Here is a 21860-nt window from a genome sequence, read left to right on the forward strand (position 1 = left end):
TTATACTGGCCGCGGTCGGGGTTGCAGGAAATTAAGGCGCGAATAAAGCGCGGTCCAGGGTTAGAGGGATGTAATGACTGCACCGCGACCGCAGCCCGACCCTGGCCGAGGATCGAGCGGAAATGCCGAGCCGGGCGCGTCGACCACAGAGTTGATACCGCTGTCTGCCGGGCAGCAGGGGCTGTGGCTGGCGCAGAAATTGACTCCGGATGTGCCGATATCCGAGGCACAGTATGTCGAGTTGCATGGCGACCTCGACGGTGATCTGCTGCGTGAGGCGGCGATTCGAGCCGGCCACGAGTTCCAGTCCGGGTATCTGCGATTGGTTGAGGCCGACGGTGAGCCGTATCAGCGGTACGACCCGTCGCTGAACATGACGGGACCGGTGATCGATGTCCGTGGTGCATCGGATCCCATCGCAGCCGGCTTGGAATGGATGCGCCGGGAGTACACAGCACCGCTCGACATGACCCGGGATCTGTTGGTCGCAACGGCGATTGTGCAGGTGGGGGATCGGGATTATCTGCTGTACTGCCGGAGTCACCACGTCGCACTGGACGGCTACGGCGCGATGATGATCGTGAACCGGATTGCCGAGTTGTACACGGCGGCGGTGCAGGGCCACACCGCAGAGCCCAATCGGCCGGCAGACATCCGCGCCCTCTACGAGGCCGAGCGTAGCTACCGGGAGTCGAAGCGGTTCACCGACGACCAGGCATATTGGGTGGACAGGCTCGCCGACGTCGGTGAGGAGTCCAGCCTGGCCGACGGGCAGGCGCCCGCGTGCGCGGACAGTGTTGTGGCAATCACCGAACTGTCGGCGGCGACGGTGGAGCGGATCGAGCACTCGGCGAAAGCAGTGGGGGCGAGCCCGGCCGCGGTGGTGATCGCCGCATTCGGCTGTTATTTGGGTCGTAAGACCGGCCGCGACGAGGTCCTGGTCAACATTCCCGTGTCGGGTCGCACGACCGCCGTGCTGCGGCGATCCGCGGGGGTGTTCGTCAACGTGGCACCGCTTCCGATCGTCCTCGACCCACGGGACACCGTCGCGACACTGGCGCTGCGGGTGCAGTCCGATCTGGTGGGTGTGTTGCGGCACCAGCGGTGCGGCCTCCCCGACATTCGCGCCGCCGCCGGGTCGCGTGGCGCCGAGCGCCGCTTCGCGGGCCCGGTCGTGAATGTCATGCTCTTCGACCAGAAGCTCCAACTCGGGTCGGTGACCGGTGAATTCCATATCCTCAGCTCCGGCCCGGTCGAGGATGTGCTGGTCGACGTGTATCGGACCGGGGATCCGCCGCGGACGCTCCTCCAGTTCCTGGCCAATCCCAACCTGTACACCGACCTCGAACTGTCGGCGCACAGCGCCGCATTCGCGGAGTTCATCGACGAATTCGCCGCCGCCACAGCGGACACCGAGCTCGGACAGGTCCACCCCGGCAGCCTGGCCGAAAGCGCCGGGATCCGCCGCCGCCGCGAGAACCTGGCGTTCTGGCGGGATGCCCTCGCGGATCTTCCCGAGGAGCTTCGTCTGCCGTTCGACAGGCCGCGGCCGGTGGTGATGTCGAATCGTGGTGCGACTGCGGATTTTTCGTTGGATGCGGGGTTGGTTCGGGGGTTGGAGGATTGTGCGCGGCGGCATGATTCTTCGTTGTTCACGGTTGTGCATGGTGCATTGGCGGTATTGCTTGTGCGGATGAGTGGTGGCACCGATATTCCGGTCGGCACAGCGGTCGACGATGCGATCGGGATGTTCGCACATACCTTGGTGTTGCGGACCGAGATCGATCCGGGGGAGTCCTTCGCTGATCTGCTCGGGCGGGTCCGGCAGGTCGATCTGGATGCGTTCGATCATGCCGATGTCCCGTTCGAGCAAGTGGTGGACCAGCTATCTCTATCGCGACACCCCTTGTGCCAAGTGATGCTGGCATTCCGGAACGCGGAACCTATCGAACCGGAACTACTCGACCTCGAACTGCCAGCGGTCGGCCTCTCCAGCGAAATATCCTGTTTCGACCTGCAATTCGTCCTGTCGGCAGACCCCGGCGGCGGCGACATGACCGCCGCGGTCACCTTCGCCACGGATGTGTTCGATGCCGCGACGATCGATTCTCTTGCACGTCGGTGGATCCGGATTCTGGAGTCCGTGGTAGCCGATCCGACCGTTCCGGTCGGGGCGATCGACGTGCTCGAGCCCGCCGAGCGCGCCGAGTTGCTGGCGCGTCACGGTGCACCCGCGATGGCGCCGGTCACCCTGGCCGAACTGCTGGCTACCGCGGTTGCGGTGGATCCTGATGCGGCGGCGATCGTGTCCGGCGGCCGGGAGTTGAGTTACCGGGAGGTGGACGAGCGTTCGAATCGGTGGGCTCGGCAGCTGATCGAGCGGGGTATCGGTCCGGAAGATGTTGTCGCGATCGGTATGCCGCGTTCTGCGGATTCGGTGCTGGCGGTGTGGGCGGTTGCCAAGTCGGGGGCTGCCTTCCTGCCGATCGATCTGGGCTATCCGGTCGAGCGCGTCGCCCACTTGGTGACCGATTCGAGGGCGGCTGTCGGCCTGACGGTGGCCTCCGCGCGTGCACGGCTACCGGATGACATCGATTGGCTGACAGCGGATTTCCTCGATGAGGGCGATGATCGGCCGGTCACCGACGGTGATCGGGTGCGTCGGTTGCGTGTCGACGATATCGCGTATGTCATCTACACCTCCGGATCGACCGGGCTGCCCAAGGGCGTAGCTGTCACCCATCGAGGACTGAACAACTGCGCCACCATGCACCGGGATGCCATCGGCATCGGAAACCGATCCCGCACACTGCATCTGGCTTCACCGAGCTTCGATGTCTCGGTCCTGGAACTGCTGTTGTCGCTGTGCGCGGGCGCGACGATGGTTGTCGCACCCGGCGACAGCTTCGGCGGCGACGAACTCGCCGAACTCCTCGACCGCGAACACGTCAGCCACGTGTGTATTACACCCTCGGCACTGTCGACAATCGACCACACCCGTTGGCTGTTACCGGATTTGGGGCACCTGATAGTCGGTGGCGAAGGCATCGGCACCGACCTGATCGAACGGTGGAGTGGTGATCGTGAACTGCTCAACGAATACGGGCCCACCGAGACCACGATCGCGGTCACGCTGACCTCGCTGGCGGCAGGGGGCCTGGTCACGATCGGCCGTCCGATCCGCGGCGTTTCGACATGGATCCTCGACCAGCGATTGCAGCCGGTGCCGGTCGGTGTGGCGGGTGAATTGTATGTCGCCGGTGGCCTATTGGCGCGTGGGTATTACCGCCGGGCGGGGTTGACGGCGGAGCGGTTCGTAGCGTGTCCGTGGTTGCCGGGTGAGCGCATGTATCGGACAGGTGATGCGGTCCGGTGGTCGCCCGATGGTGCGATCGAGTATCTCGGCCGGTCCGACTTCCAGGTCAAGATTCGCGGTCTTCGGATCGAGCTCGGTGAGATCGATTCCGTGCTCGCGGGTCACGCGAGTGTCGGTTATGCCGCCACGATCGGCTATCGCGCCGATTCGGGAGCTCAGTCGCTGGTCTCGTATGTTGTTGCCGCGCCCGGGTATTCGATCGATCCCGCACTTTTGGCGGAGTATGTCGCCGATCGTGTGCCGTCGTACATGGTTCCGTCCGCGATCGTGGCGCTGGACCGGATCCCGTTGACACCCACGGGCAAGCTCGATCGCAAGGCGCTGCCCGAACCGGTGTTCACCGACGACAAACCGTACCGGGCACCGCGAACACCGATCGAGCATCTCATCGCCGAGACAATCGCCGATGTGCTCCACCTGGACACCATCGGTATCGACGACTCCTTCTTCGCCCTGGGCGCGGACAGCTTGGTCGCGACCCGGGTCGCAGCGCGCCTCGGGGCTGCGCTGAATATCGAAATTCCGGTGCGGCTGCTGTTCGATGCGGCCACGACCGCGGAACTGGCCACCCGGATGGAGCAGGAGGCACTGACGGGGCGGCGACCCCGCCCGCCACTGATCGCCGGTCCGCGCCCCGATCTCGTGCCGTTGGCGCCTGCGCAACAACGAATGTGGTTCTTCAACCAATACGACACCGCCTCCGGGGCATACAACATGCCGATCGCCCTTCGGCTGCGTGGCGAATTGAACGTCGATGCCCTGCGGCTGGCCCTGATCGACGTGCTGGCCAGACACGAATCCTTGCGAACGCGGTACCCGGATCACGACGGAATGCTGATCCAGGTCATCGAATCCGTCGACCACGTCGACCGGGAACCCACTCTGACGACGGTCTCGTTCAGCCAATTGGTCCCGGTGATAACCGAATTCGTGACCGAAGGCTTCGATGTGAGCACCCGGGTGCCGGTGCGCGCCCAGCTGTTCCGCGTGGCCGATGCGGAGGAATCGGAACACGTGCTGGCCGTCGTGGTGCATCACATTGCCGCGGACGGCTTCTCGATGGCACCGCTGGCTCGTGACGTGACGACCGCCTATGCCGCCCGGATCCGCGGTGAGGCGCCGTCGTGGACACCGCTGCCCGTCCAGTACGCGGACTATGCCCTGTGGCAGCGAGCTACCCTCGGCTCGCTGGACGAACCGGAATCGCTGTGCACGCAGCAGATTCGATACTGGACCGAAGCATTGGACGGAGTTCCCGACGAGCTCTATCTGCCGTTCGACAGGCCGCGTCCGGCGGTGATGTCGAATCGGGGTGCGACGGCGAATTTCTCGTTGGGTGCGGAGTTGGTTCGTGCGTTGGAAGATGCTGCGCGGCAGCACAATTCTTCGCTGTTCATGATGATTCATGGTGCCTTGGCGGTGTTGCTCGCCCGGATGAGCGGGTCCGCCGATATTCCGGTCGGCACGCCGGTTGCGGGTCGCGGTGTGGCGGAGCTCGACGATATGGTCGGGATGTTCGTCAATACGTTGGTGCTGCGGACCCAGGTCGATCCGGGGGAGTCGTTCGCCGATCTGCTCGGCCGGGTGCGGCGGGTCGACCTGGATGCCTTCGACCATGCCGATGTCCCGTTCGAGCAAGTGGTGGATCAGTTGGTCACGCACCGATCCCAGGCTCGCCATCCGCTGTTCCAGGTGATGCTGGCATTCCAGAACCTGGAACCGGTGCAGCTGAAGCTGCCCGATCTCGAACTGTCGGTGGTCGACCTGCCCAACAACGTCGCCCGCTTCGACCTGCAATTCATACTCTCGCAGGACCACGACAGCGGCGACATGACCGTCGCGCTCACCTTCGCCACGGACTTGTTCGATGCCGCGACGATCGACTCTCTTACCCGCCGGTGGATCCGGATTCTGGAGTCGGTGGCCGCCGACCCGACGGTTCCGGTCGGGGCGATCGAGGTGCTCGAGCCCGCCGAGCGAGCCGACTTGCTCACCCGTCACGGTGCACCTCCGGTCGCGCCGGTCACCATGCCCGACCTGTTCGCCGCCGCAGTTGGATTGGATCCTGATGCGACAGCGATCGTGGCCGGAGGACGGCAGCTGAGTTACCGGGAGGTGGACGAGCGTTCGAATCGGTGGGCGCGGCAGCTCATTCGCCAGGGGATAGGTCCGGAAGATGTTGTCGCGATCGGCATTCCGCGTTCCGCGGATTCGGTGCTGGCGATGTGGGCGGTGGCCAAAACGGGAGCCGCTTTCCTGCCGATCGATCCGAGCAATCCGGCCGAACGCGTCGCCCATTTGGTGACCGATTCGAGGGCGGCTGTCGGCCTGACCGCGGCCTCCGCGCGTGCACGGCTACCGGATGACATCGATTGGCTGACAGCGGATTACCTTGATGAGGGCGATGATCGGCCGGTCACCGACGATGATCGGGTGCGTCCGGTGCATGTCGACGATATCGCCTATGTCATCTATACCTCCGGATCGACCGGGCTGCCCAAGGGCGTCGCTGTCACCCATCGGGGACTGAACAACTCCACCACTGAACGTCACGCCGCCCTGAGTATCGAAACCCATAGCCGCATACTGCATCTGGCCTCCCCGAGCTTCGATGTCGCGGTTCTCGAGCTGCTGTTGCCGTTGGGTTCGGGCGCGGCGATGATCATCGCACCCGGCGACGCCGTGGGCGGCGACGAACTCGCCGAACTCCTCGACCGCGAACACGTCAGCCACGTGTGTATTACACCCTCTGTCTTGTCCACGATCGACCACACCCGCTGGCCATTGCCTGATTTGAGGCATGTGATCGTCGGTGGCGAGAGCTGTCGCACCGAACTGGTCGAGCGGTGGAGTGGGAATCTTCGGCTGACGATCGACTACGGGCCCACCGAGACCACCATCACCGCGACAGTGACTTCCCCCCTGGTAGCGGGGGAGTCGGTCACGATCGGTGGACCGGTGCCGGGCGCCTCGACATGGATACTGGATCAGCGATTGCAGCCGGTGCCGGTCGGTGTGGCGGGTGAGTTGTATATCGCCGGTGGTCTATTGGCGCGTGGGTATCTGCGCCGCCCGGGTCTGACGGCGGAGCGTTTCGTGGCGTGTCCGTGGTTGCTAGGTGAGCGCATGTATCGGACCGGTGATGTGGTTCGCTGGTCGGCCGATGGTGCGATCGAGTATCTGGGCCGGTCCGATTTCCAGGTGAAGATCCGGGGTCTTCGTATCGAGTTGGGTGAGATCGATTCGGCGCTGGCGGCGCACGAGAGTGTTGGTCAAGCCGTCACGATCGGCTATCGCGCCGACTCGGGAACTCAGTCGCTGGTCTCGTATGTTGTTGCCGCGCTGGGGTATTCGATGGATACCGCGCTTTTGGCGGAGCATGTCGCCGATCGTGTTCCGTCGTACATGGTTCCGTCCTCGATCGTGGTGCTGGACCGGATTCCGTTGACACCGGCGGGCAAGATCGATCGTAAGGCGTTGCCCGAACCGGTATTCGCCGACGACAAACCGTATCGGGCGCCCCGAACTTCGATCGAGCATCGCATCGCCGAGGCATTCGCCGGCGTGCTCCACCTGGACACCATCGGTATCGACGACTCCTTCTTCGCCCTCGGCGGGGACAGCATCATGTCGATCCAGCTGGTGAATCGGGCCAGAGCCGCAGGCGTGGTGTTCTCCCCACGCGACGTGTTCGAGCGCAAGACGGTCGCCGGACTCGCCCAGGTCGCCATCCACGAGGGCGCTGCGGAGACATCCCTTCCGGCCGAACCGCCCGGCGCAGGCGTGGGCCCGCTACCGCTGACGCCGATCATGCGAGAGTTGCTCGAGCGGGCGGGGCCGACCTGCGGCCGCTACTCGCAGGCGATGATGCTGGGCCTGCCGGCGGGGATCGACCGGCGGCAGCTGACCGACGCCGTACAGGCGGTACTCGATCGCCACGACATGCTGCGCTCGCAACTGACCCCGGGCACCGACGGGCAGTGGGCGTGGGAGGTGTTGCCGGCCGGAATGATTCGCGCCGACGACGTTCTCGTGCGGGTGCCGATGGAAGCGGGGCGCGGCGAGTCCCGTGCGTTGGCGGCGGCCGAGCTGGATGCCGCTGCGGACCGGCTCGATCCGGGAGCCGGGATCGTGACGCAGGTGGTCTGGTTCGACCCGGTGAACACGGCGGGTCCGGGCACGGTGCTGGTGGTGGTGCATCGGTCGGTGATCGATCGCGTCTCCTGGCGCGTGCTGGTCCCGGATCTCACGGCCGCGTGGACGCGGAGCGCCTCCGGCGAGCCACCCGATTCGGCCCCGACCGGCACATCGATGCGCAGCTGGGCGCACGGGCTGGTCGACGCGGCCCAACGCCCGGAGCGCGCCGCCGAGCTCGCATTGTGGCAGGCGATGACCGCCGGGAACGATCCGATGCTCGGGTCACGGCCCCTCGACCCCGCGATCGACGTGGTCGCGACCGCCCGCACGGTCCAGGTCGACATCGACCCCGAGACGACCGAGGCCCTGCTGACCACGGTGCCCGCGGCTTTCCACGGCAGTGTGGACGACGGGCTGCTGGCCGCGTTGGCGGTGACGATCGCGAGGTGGCGGCGCGAGCACGACACGGCGACTTCCGCGGACGTGGCGATCCGTCTCGAAGGAAACGGCCGTGCGGAAGGCATTGTCCCGGGCTCGGATCCGGCACGGACGGTCGGCTGGTTCGCCACGAGTTTCCCGATGCGCCTGGATCTTTCGGGCATCGATCTCGACGACGCGTACGCGGGCGGGCCGGCGCTGGGGGCAGCGGTCAAATCCGTCAAGGAACAGCTCCTAGCCGTCCCGGACCACGGGATCGGCTACGGCCTGCTGCGGTATCTCGACGAGGACGCCGGACCGATCCTCGCCACCGCGCCACCGCAGATCGCGTTCAACTACCTTGGCGCCGAAGCGATTCCGGCGGCCGGATGGGTGCCGGTGGACCTCGGCGATGCCTCGGGTGCGGCAGAGCTCGCCGGTACACAGCCTCCGGATATGCCGGTGCCGGCGGTGCTCGACATCAATGCTCTCGTCATGGACGACGCGAACGGGCCACGGCTGCAAGCGATCTGGTCGTATCCCACCGGGGTGCTCAGCGCCGATGCGGTGCGCGAGATGGCGGAGTCGTGGCACTCGGTACTGACCGCGCTGGCGGCGCACGTCCGCCGTGCCGGGAGGGGGGGACGGACGCCGTCGGATCTGGCGCTGGCCGGGCTCGGCCAATCCGAGATCGAGCAGCTCGAGGACCGATATCCGGCCTTGAGCGACGTTTGGCCCTTGGCTCCACTGCAACAGGGGCTGCTGTTCCATGCGCTGGTGTCCGAGCAGTCGGTGGATGCCTACATCACGCAGCTGGTCCTCGAGCTGCGCGGCCGGGTCGATCCACCGCGGCTGCGCCGAGCCGTGCACATGCTGCTCGACCGGCATGCGAATCTGCGCGCCGCCTTCGTCACCGACGCCGGACCGGTACAGGTGATCGACGACGACGCCGAGGCGCCATGGGCGGAGCTGGACCTGTCCGGGCTGGATGATGGTGCACGCGAACGTGAGTGGACGCGGCTCATGGCCACGGACCGCACCACCCGGTTCGACCCGGCGCGTGCCCCGCTGCTCCGCTGGATGCTGGTCACCACCGGGCCGGAGCAGTACCGGCTGGTGCTGACCAATCATCACCTGCTGCTCGACGGCTGGTCGACGCCGCTGCTCCTGCAGGAGCTGCTGGTGCTCTACGCCACCGACTGCGACGCCACGATGCTGCCGCAGGTGCGCCCCTACCGGGACTTCCTGACCTGGGTCGCCCGGCAGGACCCGGCCCCGTCGCTCGACGCCTGGGCCCGGGCGTTCGACGGCGCCGACGAGCCGACCCTGGTGGCTGCGGCCGATCCTCGCCGGCACTACACCGAATCGCGTGCGGTGCTCGACGAACTCACCGAGGCGCAGACCGCGGAGTTGACCGGCCGCGCACGGTCCCGCGGAATCACGCTCAACACCATGATCCAGGCGGCATGGGCAATCGTGCTGGGCACGTTGACATCCCGGCAGGACGTGACGTTCGGTGCCGTGGTCTCCGGACGGGCCCCGCAGATCGCGGGTATCGAATCGATGATCGGGCTGTTCATCAACACGGTCCCGGTGCGCGTCCGCCTCGACGCCACCGAGACCCTCGGGCAACTGCTCGACCGCATCCAGGCCGAGCAGGCCACGCTGCTCGATCATCAGTTCATCGGTCTGGCCGACATCGAACGGGCGGCCGGGCCGGGGGCGGCATTCGACACGGTGACGGTGTTCGAGTCCTTCCCGGTCGACCGCCACGGGTTGACCGCGGACACCGACATCGCCGGCATGCGGCTGGTCGACGTGACCGGCGCCGACGCGGCGCACTATCCGCTGGGCGTGGTCGGGCGCGTCGACTCGCGACTACACCTCGAGATCAAGTACCTGCCCGAGTTCTTCGACCACGACACCATCGCGGCGACCCTGCGGCGGTTCGTGGGCGTGCTGGGCGACATTGCCGCCGACCCGGATCTGCCGCTGACCCGGCTGAATCTGCTCTCGCCGCAGGAATACCGCGAATTGGCGCCGGTATCAGGTGATCCCGCGATACCGGAGCGGATGTTGCCGGAGCTCTTCGCGGCGACGGTGGCCCGGGATCCGGGGGCGGTGGCGGTGGTGTGCGGGGACCGGCAGTGGACCTATGGCGAGCTGGATGCCGAGTCGAATCGGCTGGCGCGCTTGCTGATCGGCCGAGGTGCCGGGCCGGAGACGAGTGTCGCGGTTGCGTTGCCGCGCTCCTACGAGTCAGTTCTCGCAGTGTGGGCGGTGGCGAAGTCGGGGGCGGCATTCGTCCCGGTGGATCCGCGCAATCCGGGGGACCGGATCTTGCACATGCTCAGCGATTCGGGCGTCGCGACAGGAATCACGCTGTCGGAGTGGAGGAATCGACTGCCCGGATCGGTGCGGTGGCTGGTCCTCGACGAGCCGGCGCTCGAAGCGGAGGCGGCGGGGTTGCAGGCGGTGCCGGTGACCGATGCCGAGCGAATTCGGCCGGTCCGGGTCGATCACGCCGCGTACATGATCTACACGTCCGGCTCGACGGGTGTGCCGAAGGGCGTGGTGGTCTCGCACCGGGGGCTGGCGAACCTGGTGGCCGAGCAGTGCACGCGGTTCGACCTCGGGCCGGGCGCGCGGGTACTGCATGCCGCGTCTCCCAGTTTCGACGCGGCGGTCCTGGAACTGCTCTGGGCGTTCGCGTCCGGCGGGCGGCTGGTGATCGCGCCGCCGACCGTTCTCGGCGGAATCGAACTGGCGCAGATCATTTCGCAGAACTCGGTGACCCACGCCGCGCTGACACCCACGGCCCTGAGCACGGTCGACCCGGCCGGGCTGCGGAACCTCGGGACCGTCGTGATCGGAGGCGAGGAGCCCCCACCACAACTGGTGTCACGGTGGGCGCCGGGCCGGAAACTGTTCAACACCTACGGTCCGGCGGAGGCCACGATCCAGACCGATGCCGGTGCGCCGATGGTGCCGGGTGAGGCCGCGACCATCGGCGGACCGATCCGCGGCGTCGGTGAGGTCGTGCTCGACGCGTGGTTGCGTCCGGTGCCGCTCGGCGTCGTCGGCGAGTTGTACCTCACCGGTCCGGGACTGGCTCGCGGCTACCGCAACCGGACGGGTCTGACAGCGTCGCGGTTCGTCGCCGATCCGTTCGCGGGCCCCGGGCAGCGCATGTATCGGACCGGGGACCTGGTGCGGTGGCTGCGGCTACCGGAAGGAGGTCTGACCCTCGACTATGTCGGCCGGGCGGACTTCCAGGTCAAGATCCGTGGCTTCCGTATCGAACTCGGCGAGGTCGAAGCGGGCTTGCTGGCCTACCCGGGAGTGGCTGGTGCGGTGGCGACCGTGCACCGCGGCTCCGCCACCAGCGATCGGTTGATCGGGTACGTGGTGCCCGAGCCCGGCGCCGATCTGGATCCGGTCGCGATTCTCGCGTTCGCCGGGCAGCGATCGGCCCCGCACATGGTGCCGGCGGCCGTGATGGTGCTCGACGCGCTGCCGACGACGGAGACGGGCAAGATCGACCGCCTCGCGCTGCCCGAGCCCGACTTCAGCACGGGCCGAACCGAATTCAGGGCGCCGGTCACCGAGACGGAGACGACGCTCGCGGGACTGTTCGCCGAGGTACTGGGGGTCGACACGATCGGGCTCGATGACTCGTTCTTCGCCCTGGGCGGAGACAGCATCATGTCGATCCAGCTGGTGACCCGGGCCAAGGCGGCGGGTCTGGTGCTGTCCGTGCGTGAGGTGTTCGAGCGTAGAACGGTCGCCGGACTGGCCCAGATCGCGGTCCGCGACAGTGCCGCGGCAGCCTCCCTCCCGGCAGAACTGCCCGGCGGAGGTGTGGGGCCGATGCCGTTGACGCCGATCATGTGCTGGATGTTCGAGCGTGGCGAATTCGACCGCTTCTGCCAGTGGGTGATGCTCACGCTGCCGACCGGCATCGAGCAATCTGCCATCGCGGCGACCGTGCAAGCGGTGCTCGATCATCACGACATGCTGCGGGCCCGGCTACAGCCCGACCCCGCACATCCATCGGGCTGGGCAGTGCAGGTGCAGCCGACCGGGGTATCCGCCGCCGGACTGATCCGGCAGGTGTCTGTCGATGCGGCACCGGACAGCAGCGCGTTCGCCGCGATTGCCGACGCCGAGGCACGCGCGGCCGCCGAACGCCTCGACCCCGCCGCGGGAGTCATGCTCCAGCTGGTCTGGTTCGACTGCGCAGGCGGGCCGGGTCGGCTCCTGGTCGTCGCACACCACCTGGTGGTGGACGGCGTGTCGTGGCGGATCCTCGTTCCCGACCTTGCTGTCGCCGGCGCCCAGGTGAGCGCCGGGCAACGGCCGCAGCTCATGCCCGTCGGTACGTCGATGAGACGCTGGGCGCACGGCCTCGAGACCGCTGCCGCGAACCTCGATGAACTCGACTGGTGGCGTTCCACACTCGCCGCCGCCGATCCGCCGATCGGGACGCGGCCGCTCGACCCGGTCGTGGACCTGCAGGCCACCGTTGCCACCGTTCGGGTGACGCTGCCCACCGCGGTGACCCGCGCAGTACTCACCACCCTGCCCCGGGCGTTCCGCGGCAATGTGGACGATGCCCTCATCGCGGGGCTCGCACTGGCGCTGACCCGGTGGCGGCGCCGCCACGGCGACGATGTCACCGACACGCTGCTCACTCGCGAAGGCCACGGGCGCGACGACACGGTTCTCCCCGGTGCCGACCTCACCCGCACTGTCGGATGGTTCACCACCACCTCCCCGGTGCGGCTCGACCTGTCCGATATCGACATCGATGACGCGTTCGACGCCGGCGCCGCCGCGGGGGCGGTCGTCAAATCGGTCAAGGAACAACTCCGGCGGGTCCCCGGCCACGGGATCGGCTACGGGCTGCTGCGCTACCTCAACACCGATACCGCCCGTATCCTGGGCGCGCTGCCCGACCCCCAGGTGAGTTTCAACTATCTCGGCCGATTCGACACGATTCCCGATGCGTTGCGCGACACCGGGTGGCTGCCCGCCGGTGACGATGCCGCGGGCGGCGCCCAGCACCCCGATGCATCCGCGGCGGCCGTCCTCGGCATCAACGCGGCCACCGAGGACACGCCGGACGGACCTGCCCTGACCGCGACCTGGGACTACCCGGCCGGCCTGATCACCGCCGCCGAGGTCACCGACCTCGCGGAACTGTGGCGCGACGCGGTGACGGCTCTCGCGGCCCACGCGTCCCGGCCCGGCGCGGGCGGGCTGACGCCCTCCGATGTCGGCCTCGTCGACCTCGACCAGGCCGCGATCGACCGGCTCGCGGCCAAATACCCGGAGCTGGACGATATCTGGCCGCTGACGCCGCTCCAGGCGGGGCTGTTGTTCCACGCCCAGCTCGCCGACGGCACCCGCGACGACTACATCGTGCAACTCCGGATGGAACTCGGTGGGCGCGTCGACGCGGACCGATTACGCCGCGCCGCACAGACTCTCATCGGACGGCATCCGAACCTGCGGACAGCGTTCGTTCAAGACGGCACCGGCGAGCCCGTCCAGGTGGTACACCGTTGTGTCGACGTGCCGTTCACCCAGATCGACCTCGCAGAAGGCTCCGACACCGCGGCCGCGCTCGATCAAATCATGGCCGCCGACCGGCACTTCGACATGACCGCGGCGCCGCTGCTGCGACTGACACTGATCAGCACGGCCCCCCAGCGGTACACACTGCTGCTGAGCATGCATCACATTCTGATCGACGGCTGGTCCACCCCACTGCTGATCCGGGAACTGCTGATCCTCTACGCCGGCGACAGTGACCCCGGTGCACTGCCCCCGGTGCGTCCCTACCGCGACTACCTGATGTGGCTGCAGGCCCAGGATCAGGATGCGGCCGAAGCGGCGTGGGCACGGACACTCGAGGGCGTCACCGAGCCGACTCTGCTGGCGCATGCGGACCGCGGCCGCCAGCACACCGCCGCCGCGCGCGAAGTCCGGGTGGGGTTGAGCGAGCACCGCACCGCGGCCCTGGTCACGGTGGCTCACCAGCAGGAGAGCACCCTCAACACCGTCGTCCAAGCCGCCTGGGCGATCGTGCTCGCGAGCGCGACCGCGCGCGAGGACGTCGTCTTCGGCACCACCATCTCCGGACGCCCCCCGCAGCTCCCCGGCATCGAATCGATGATCGGCCTGTTCGTCAACACCGTGCCCGTCCGGGTCCGGCTCGACTACGGCGAAAGTCTCGCTCAGCTGCTGCGGCGAATCCAGGCCGAACAAGCAGCGCTGCTCGACCACGACCACCTCGGACTCGCCCGGATCCAGCGAGTGACCGGGTTCGGCGCGATGTTCGACACCGTGACCGTCTTCGAGTCCTACCCGGTCGACACGGCCGGCTTGTCCGCAGACACCGACATCGCCGGGATGCATGTCCTCGACGTGCAGGGACGAGACGCCGCGCACTACCCGCTCGGCCTGATCGTCCATCTCGGTAACCGGCTGGAGCTGACCTTCGAATACCAGCCCGGACTGTTCTCGCCAGACGAGATCGACGCCCTCGCCGGCCGGGTGCTGCGCGTGCTCGACGCCATCACCGATGACATCGATCTCTCACTGCTGCGCGTCCAACTGCTGTCGTCGGATGAGCTGGCCACCCTCGCACCCGTTCGCGGTGGGCCCAGCGTGGCGACATCGACGTTGCCGCAGGTGTTCGCGGCCGCAGCGAGGTCCGACGCGGACGCGTTGGTCTGTGACGGTGAACGGTTGTCCTACCACGAACTCGACGAAGTTTCGAACCGGTGGGCGCGGATACTGATCGAGGCCGGGGCAGGACCGGAATCGTTTGTGGCCGTGGCGTTACCGCGCTCCATCGACGCCATGATCGCCGTCTGGGCGGTCGCCAAGACCGGCGCCGCGTTCGTGCAGATCGACCCCACCCAGCCCGAAGACCGGATCAGCGGCATTCTCGCCGATGCCGGTGCCATCGCCGGGCTGACCGCCGAGACCTATCGAGACCGGCTGCCGGACAACACCACGTGGCTCAGCCTCGACAGTCCCGGATTCGCCGCGAAGGCAATGTCGTTGTCCGCCAACGCGATCGACGATTCCGAGCGCACGGCCACGCTCCGGCCGGAGCATCCCGCCTACCTGATCTACACCTCGGGCTCGACCGGGACCCCCAAGGGCGTCGTGGTCACCCATACCGGGATTGCGAATCTGGCCGCCGAAGCGCGGGAGCAGTTGGGCCTCACCTCGTCCTCTCGAATGCTGGCCGCGGCCTCACCGACCTTCGACGTGTCGATCCTCGAATGGCTCAGCGCCGTCGCCGCCGGAGGCACCCTGGTGCTCGCACCGGAGCGTGTGGTCGCCGGCGCCGAACTGGCCGAGCTGATCGAGGCCGCACAGGTCACCCATGCGGCCGTCACTCCGACCGTGCTCGCATCGCTGCGCCCGGACGGACTCGATACCCTCCACACCCTGATCCTCGGCGGCGAGACATGCTCACCGGATCTGGCAACCCGATGGGCCCCGGACCGCACGCTGATCAACGCTTACGGGACGACCGAGACCACCATCCAGAGCTGCACCGACGTTCTCCTGACCACAACCGCCGACGGTCCAGCGCCGGTCGGCGGCCCGGCGCGCGGGTTCTCCGCCGTCGTGCTCGACCGCAGACTGCGCCCGGTCCCGCCCGGAGTGGTCGGCGAACTGTATCTGTCCGGACCGGGCATCGCCCGCGGCTACCACGGGCAACCCGCGCTCACGGCAGCACGATTCATCCCCGACCCGTACGGGCCGGCCGGGACCCGCATGTACCGCACCGGTGATCTGGTCACCTGGACCAGCGACCGGAGACTGCAATACCTGGGCCGCAGCGATCTGCAGATCAAGGTCAACGGCCATCGCATCGAACCCGGCGACATCGAAACCGCGTTGTGCAGCCATCCCGACGTCTCCCGTGCCGCCGTCGCGGTCCACACCCGGCTCGACGGTGTCGACCAGCTCACGGGCTATGTGGTGCCCGCCCCGCACACCACACCGGATGCCGCGGCGCTGACCAGGCACCTCGCTACCCGATTGCCCACCCACATGATCCCGACCGCCATCGCGACGCTCGACCGGATACCGCTCACGACCACCGGCAAACTCGATCGCAACGCCCTGCCCGCACCCGACCTGCGCGGTCGGGCTCGGTTCCGGGCGCCGTCCACCCCGCTCGAGGCCACCGTTTGCGAAGCCTTCGGCCAAACCCTCGACATCGAACGAGTCGGAGTCGACGACGGCTTCTTCGCTCTCGGCGGCAACTCGCTGGCCGCCACCCAACTCGTGGCGCGGCTCGCGGAGTCCACCGGCGTCACGGTGCCGCTGCAGTGGCTGTTCACCGATCCGACGCCGCAGTCGCTGGCCCGCCGCATCGAGAGCCGCCGCGACAGCCTCGCAGGGCAGGACGTCGACGGACAGGATCTGGCAGGGGCGCTCGCCGTGATGCTGCCGCTGCGCGCTGCCGGGACCGATCCGCCGCTGTTCTGTATCCACCCGGCGGTCGGATTGGCTTGGGGTTTCAGCGGACTCGTGCAGTACCTCGATCCCGACCGTCCTGTCTGCGGGCTGCAATCTCCCGCGCTGTCCGACCCCACCGTTCGGTTCGACACCCTCGACGAACTCGTCGCCCGCTATGTGCAGGAGATCCGGTCCGTCCAACCGCACGGCCCCTACCATCTGCTCGGCTACTCGCTCGGCGGGACCATCGCGCACGCGATTGCGGTCCAGCTCCGCCGCGACGGCGACTCCGTCGCCACCCTGGCCATGATGGACACCCGCATCGTCACGGCCGACAGCTTCCGGGGTCCCACACCCTCGGTGGCGACGATGCTCGCCGAGTTCGGCGGTTTCGCCGTTCCGGACGGCCACACCGAGCTGACCGTCGAGGCCGCGACCGAGTTGCTGCACCGGCAAGGCGGACTCTTCACCGAGGTGACCTCCGAGCATCTCGTGAGCTTGCAACGCGACTACACCCGGCTCATCGACCTCACCTGGAACCACCGGCCGGGACTGTTCGACGGTGATCTGATCTACTTCAGCGCCGCCGACCACCACGTCGACGGGTCCTCTCGTGCGCATGCCTGGAACGACCACATCACCGGTCGCATCAGCGAGCACCGGATTCCCGTCCAGCACGAACGGATGACCGATCAGGATGCGCTCCGCGCCATCGGTTTTGTCCTCACCGAGCACTTCCGGTCCATCCACGCCGCCCCCACGGAGTCACAAACCCCAGCAAGGACAAGCCGATCATGAACACCGACCGAATCGTCGGAACCCGTTCCGGCGTCGAGCCAGTCAACCTGTTCGCCCCCGATGTGGCAGCAGGTAACGGCATGCACCCTCACCTTGCCGAACTGCGCCGATGGATGGTCGATTACCTGTGCCAATCCCACCCCGACCTGGGCCGGCCCGGCAATGTCTGCCCCTACACCAGTCACGCCATCGCACTGCGATCCCTGTGGGCCGCATTCATTCCCGGTCGTGATATCGACCGCTCGCGCATCACCGCAATAGTCGCCGACCTCTACGACCTGTTTCCCACCCTGCCACCCCGGACCGAACCCGATTCCAAACTCAAGGCCGTCATCGCGGTCTTCCCCGACCTCGCCGAATACGCCGACATCGACACCGTTCAGCACGACCAGAAAACCAAATTCGTCGAACAGGGCCTGATGCTCGGCCAGTTCTACCCCGGCTGCACCGTCCCGGGCCTCCACAACCCGTCCTTCCCCGCCCTGGACGCCCCCCTCCCCATGCTCGCCATCCGCTACATGGCCCCCACCGATTTCCCCTTCCTCAGCTCCCGCCACGAATGGATGAACTTCTACCTGAAAATCTTCGCCCCCGCCATCCCCAAGTTCATCGCCACCGCCATGTCCAACCGACTCGTCGTAACCCCGGACGCCCCACCCGACCTCGGTCCGGACGGCCGGTGACGGACCCTTGCAACCGCCGACTTGCGTGGTGCGAAAAAGGTTTGGCTGCAACCGAATCGGGAGAACGCACCGCCATCGCAGATCCGGCCCGTCTGGACCCGTGAACGTGAGGGTTTGAGAGAAGACGTTCGGTACCCGGTACAGATACAAGTAGAGCCGGTCCGAAGACCGGCTCTTTGTCGGGCTGACAGGATTTGAACCTGCGACCCACTTGACCCCAGAGATGCTGCCATGGCATCTGTGCACGTCGCACACGATGCGAGTGCAATCCGAGATCACCCGCGAACAGGCGAAGTTCGTTGCGACGCAAGCCGTGTGGTCCCCAGTTGGTCCCACCCGTCACCGAGGCCGTCTGTGCACCTGAATCGCATCATCACCTGGCACGGCGTGGGCCTGCGCCATCACCGACAGCAACCCAGTGGCGGTAGGTCACCGGAAGCATGCGGCCGGTGAATTGAGCGTTCGACGGCTTGGTGTAGAGCACGGCCGCTTGCCCCGCGGTCGTCGGCAGGAACTTGACAGTGATCGTGGGGTCGGCAGCGCTGCCGAGTGCCATGAACGCCGATGTGCTGTAGGAGCGCAACAAGCTGATGTACGCGTCGTGCAGGACCGGGGCGACCGCGAACGGCGAGGAGCAGACCATCACGATCAAGATCACGGGGATGAGGGTGAGCACCGGCACCACTGCCAAGGCAATCGCCGGCGGCCTCATCACGTCGAGGACGAGGAATCTCCTCCCGACACGGGTGGCTTCGGCGATGGCCCGGTACGCGAGGCTGGGCGGGAGGTGATGCATCGAGGTCGCTAGCACGACCAGGTCGTAGCTACGGTCGGGTGCGTCGATGGCGGTCGCGTCGGCGACCCTGGCGGTGGCACGGGGGTGGGCGCCGAGGGGACCTGCTTCGATCGCGGCAACCGATTTCGGGTCCAGGTCGGTCACTGTCACCGTGGCGGTGCGGTGCAGGTCGAGCACTCGTGCCGCCAGCTCGCCGTGGCCGGCACCCAATTCGAGCACCCGCGGATTTCGGAGGCCGGCGAGCCGTCCGACGACCAGCTGCGCGTTGCGGTCGTGGTCACCGAACACGTTGCCGACTCGATCGAGGAACGTAACGATCCTCCGCTTGCGCTGCTCGGGCACGTCGTATCTGTCGAGGTATTCGAGCCTTCCGGTCTGTAGTCGCCGGTCGAGCCAAGACGCATCCGGACCGCCACGAGGCATCGCGGCGATCATCTCGATATCGGGTGGGTATTGAGTCATATCCCTCCGCCTCGTGCCAAATTTTAGTCCTGGTGCACAGCCAGGGCGACCGCGTGGCGGCAGTAGCGTCGGGTACCTGCTCTGTTCTCATCCCCGGATCGCAGGTTCGATCCGCTCCGGACCACTGTCAAGCGTAATCGAAAAGTCTTGTCTGCCTTTCGATCTGATCGCCATGTGGCTACTTTCCGCAACCGAACACCATTTCGAAGTGGACGGGCCCTCAACGCACCCATGGGGAGGCAATCCATGTGCTTCAGCGAAAGTGCTCGAAGGCATCCCCACCCGGTTGCCAACACATCCACGCTCTGTCGACGAACCCGGACAGAGTGGCCATCTCCGGGCCGACCCTGACTTCGCAACACGCTTTGTAGGTGACGTGCCGGGAGATTCGGAGCAGTCCGCACTGTAGCGGGCTGAGGTGAGAGCCGTGCGGGCCGCTGGGTTACATGAGGTTGTCTCTGTCGCCGACGTGCAACAGGTTGCACGCGTGCCCGACCTCATGGGCCAATACCCATCAGTCGGCGAGCGTTCTTGAAGAAGTTCGCGCGAATCATCATGTCCTGGAACCCCACCCCGGTGCTCGCTGGTGCTCGGGTTCTTGGCGAACGCCGAGGTGTAGGTGAACGGTTTCGCCGGCAGCACCCGCACATTCGCTTCGTTCTCGAAGGTGTCGATGAGGAACTGCACGAAAGGCAGTGCCATGCTCTGGCCAAGGTCGATCGCCTCACCGATGAATCGCCCGACGATCGGAATCTGTTCGATCCCGCCGATCACGAATCCGACTGCGTCAGCGACTATTCCGACTGTCGATTCCACCGTCCCCACGGCGGCGCCAACCACTGTCATGACGGCGCCGACGACATCGTCGACCACACTCGACACAGTGTCGACCACGTCATCCCAAAAGCATCCGACCTCGGGCGTTGCGGCGACGGGTGGGCGTCGGCGCAGCTGGCAGCGGCTGGTCGTGCAATGCCGTCTCAGCCGCGATCGCAACTACTCGGTGCCTCGAGTTCCCATGCCGGCTCGTTGCGGGTCGGTGTGACGTGGCTGTCGAATCCGTTGTCGTGCAATGCATGTGTGGTTTCCGCGCTGGTGAGTCCGGCGCACGCGATCATGATCGCCGAGAGTGCGGTCGTGCGGTCACCGTCCTGCGGGCGCGGTGAGGGCGTGGGCGAGGTCGGTGCCGAGTTGGTCCCAGCTGGCGTCGAACTTGGCGACGCCGTCGGCTTCCAGGGTCGCGACGACATCGTCGTAATCGACGCCAACCGCGGCGAGCTCGTCGAGGATCTGCCGGGCGTGCGGGTAGGTGCCGTGGATGCTGTCGGCGGGGAGCAGGCCGTGGTCGGCGACAGCCTGCAGGGTTGCCTCGGGCATGGTGTTGACCACCCCGGCCGCGACGAGTTCCACGACGTAGCGGGTGTCGTCGTAGCGATGGTCTTTCACCCCGGTCGAGGCCCAGAGCGGACGCTGCGGGTGGGCACCGGCCTGCGCCAAGGCCTGCCATCGCTCGCTGGCGAGAGTTTGCTCGTGGAGTTGATAGGCCAGCCGGGCATTGGCGATGGCGGCCTGGCCGCGTAGCGCCGCCGCCTGGTCGGTGCCGACTTCGTCGAGGCGCTTGTCGACCTCGGTGTCGACGCGCGAGACGAAGAACGAGGCGACGGAGTGGATGGCACTGAGGTCTTTACCGCGTGCACGGGCTTGCTCGAGCCCGGTCAGGAAAGCGTCGATCACCTCACGGTAGCGGTACAAGGAGAACATGAGGGTGACGTTGATATCGATGCCGTCGGCCAGGCAGCCGGTGATCGCCGGCAGGCCCTGCTTGGCGGCGGGGATCTTGACGAACAGGTTGGGTCGGTCCACCAGCCACCACAGGGCGTGGGCTTCGGCGACGGTGCGGTCGGTGTCGTGGGCGATACGCGGGTCGACCTCGATCGATACACGCCCGTCAATCCCGCCGGTGGCGTCATACACCGGGCGCAGCACATCGCAGGCCCAGCGCACGTCGTAGCAGGTCAACTCCCGCAGCGCGGCAGCGATATCCACCCGCCGCAGCGCGAGCGCGTGGATCTGGTCGGCGTAGCAGTCGCTGCCGGCAATGGCCTTGGCGAAGATGGTCGGGTTGGTGGTCACACCGACCACGTGGCGGTCACGAACCAGATCGGCGAGGCTGCCGTCGGCGAGGCGTTCGCGGCTGAGGTCGTCGAGCCAGATCGACACCCCGGCCTGGGTCAGCGCAGTCAGCGGATCGGGCATCTCATGTGCTCCTTCCACTCGATGCAGAGTGCGGCTCGGGTCGAATTCCCGCAGACCCAGGGTCGCTGCCGCGGTGCGGTGTTCTCGCTGGTTTCGGGTCTGCGGGCATGGCTGGTCGATGGGCTGGAGATCGACTGCCTGGTGAGGGCTGAGGCGCGGAAGACACACACGGTCACCCCGAATAGGGATCGAGGTTGCCATGCGTGCGGTGGTCGACCCCCTCGGCGGGCTGCAGCCAGCGAGCCGGGACGCGCAGGGGCTCGGGTAAACCCACGGGTCGGTCCTGGTCGTCCACCAATCGTCCGCGCACGCGATATTCGCCACCGGGCAGGCCCAGCGCGGTGAGCGCAGTGACCTGCTCGTCGGTCAGCACGACCTCGATGCTCTTGCCTTCGGTGATCGGTCGCCCCTCCACCATGGCCGGACTGCTGGTCGAGTCCAC

General features: G+C 67.0%; 5 protein-coding genes. 2 read left to right on the top strand and 3 right to left on the bottom strand.

What is annotated here, in order from left to right:
* Positions 1-73 precede the first annotated feature (73 nt).
* Complete coding sequence (locus ACFXN1_RS15950) at positions 74-17221, top strand: amino acid adenylation domain-containing protein (protein ID WP_379440841.1); 17148 nt, start codon at positions 74-76, stop codon at positions 17219-17221.
* Positions 17218-17904 (top strand): DUF6875 domain-containing protein, encoded by a 687-nt coding sequence (locus ACFXN1_RS15955; RefSeq protein ID WP_379404166.1) that lies wholly within the window; start codon positions 17218-17220, stop codon positions 17902-17904. The genes ACFXN1_RS15950 and ACFXN1_RS15955 overlap by 4 nt, the downstream gene beginning before the upstream one ends.
* Positions 17905-18277: 373 nt before the next feature.
* Here ACFXN1_RS15955 and ACFXN1_RS15960 read toward each other — a convergent pair whose 3' ends face one another.
* From ACFXN1_RS15960 to ACFXN1_RS15970, 3 genes are all read right to left on the bottom strand, one after another.
* Positions 18278-19162, bottom strand: a complete 885-nt coding sequence (locus ACFXN1_RS15960) for a class I SAM-dependent methyltransferase (protein WP_379440839.1) — start codon at positions 19160-19162, stop codon at positions 18278-18280.
* Between the two features lie 1143 nt (positions 19163-20305).
* The gene (gene tal / locus ACFXN1_RS15965; protein ID WP_379440838.1) at positions 20306-21418 is read right to left on the bottom strand and encodes a transaldolase; all 1113 of its coding nucleotides are present in this window, start codon (positions 21416-21418) and stop codon (positions 20306-20308) included.
* A 172-nt stretch (positions 21419-21590) separates the two neighbouring features.
* The coding region (locus ACFXN1_RS15970) for a hypothetical protein (protein ID WP_379463616.1) at positions 21591-21860 on the bottom strand (270 nt) is incomplete at its 5' end.

This window comes from Nocardia sp. NPDC059154, assembly GCF_042755705.1.
Classification (GTDB): domain Bacteria; phylum Actinomycetota; class Actinomycetes; order Mycobacteriales; family Mycobacteriaceae; genus Nocardia.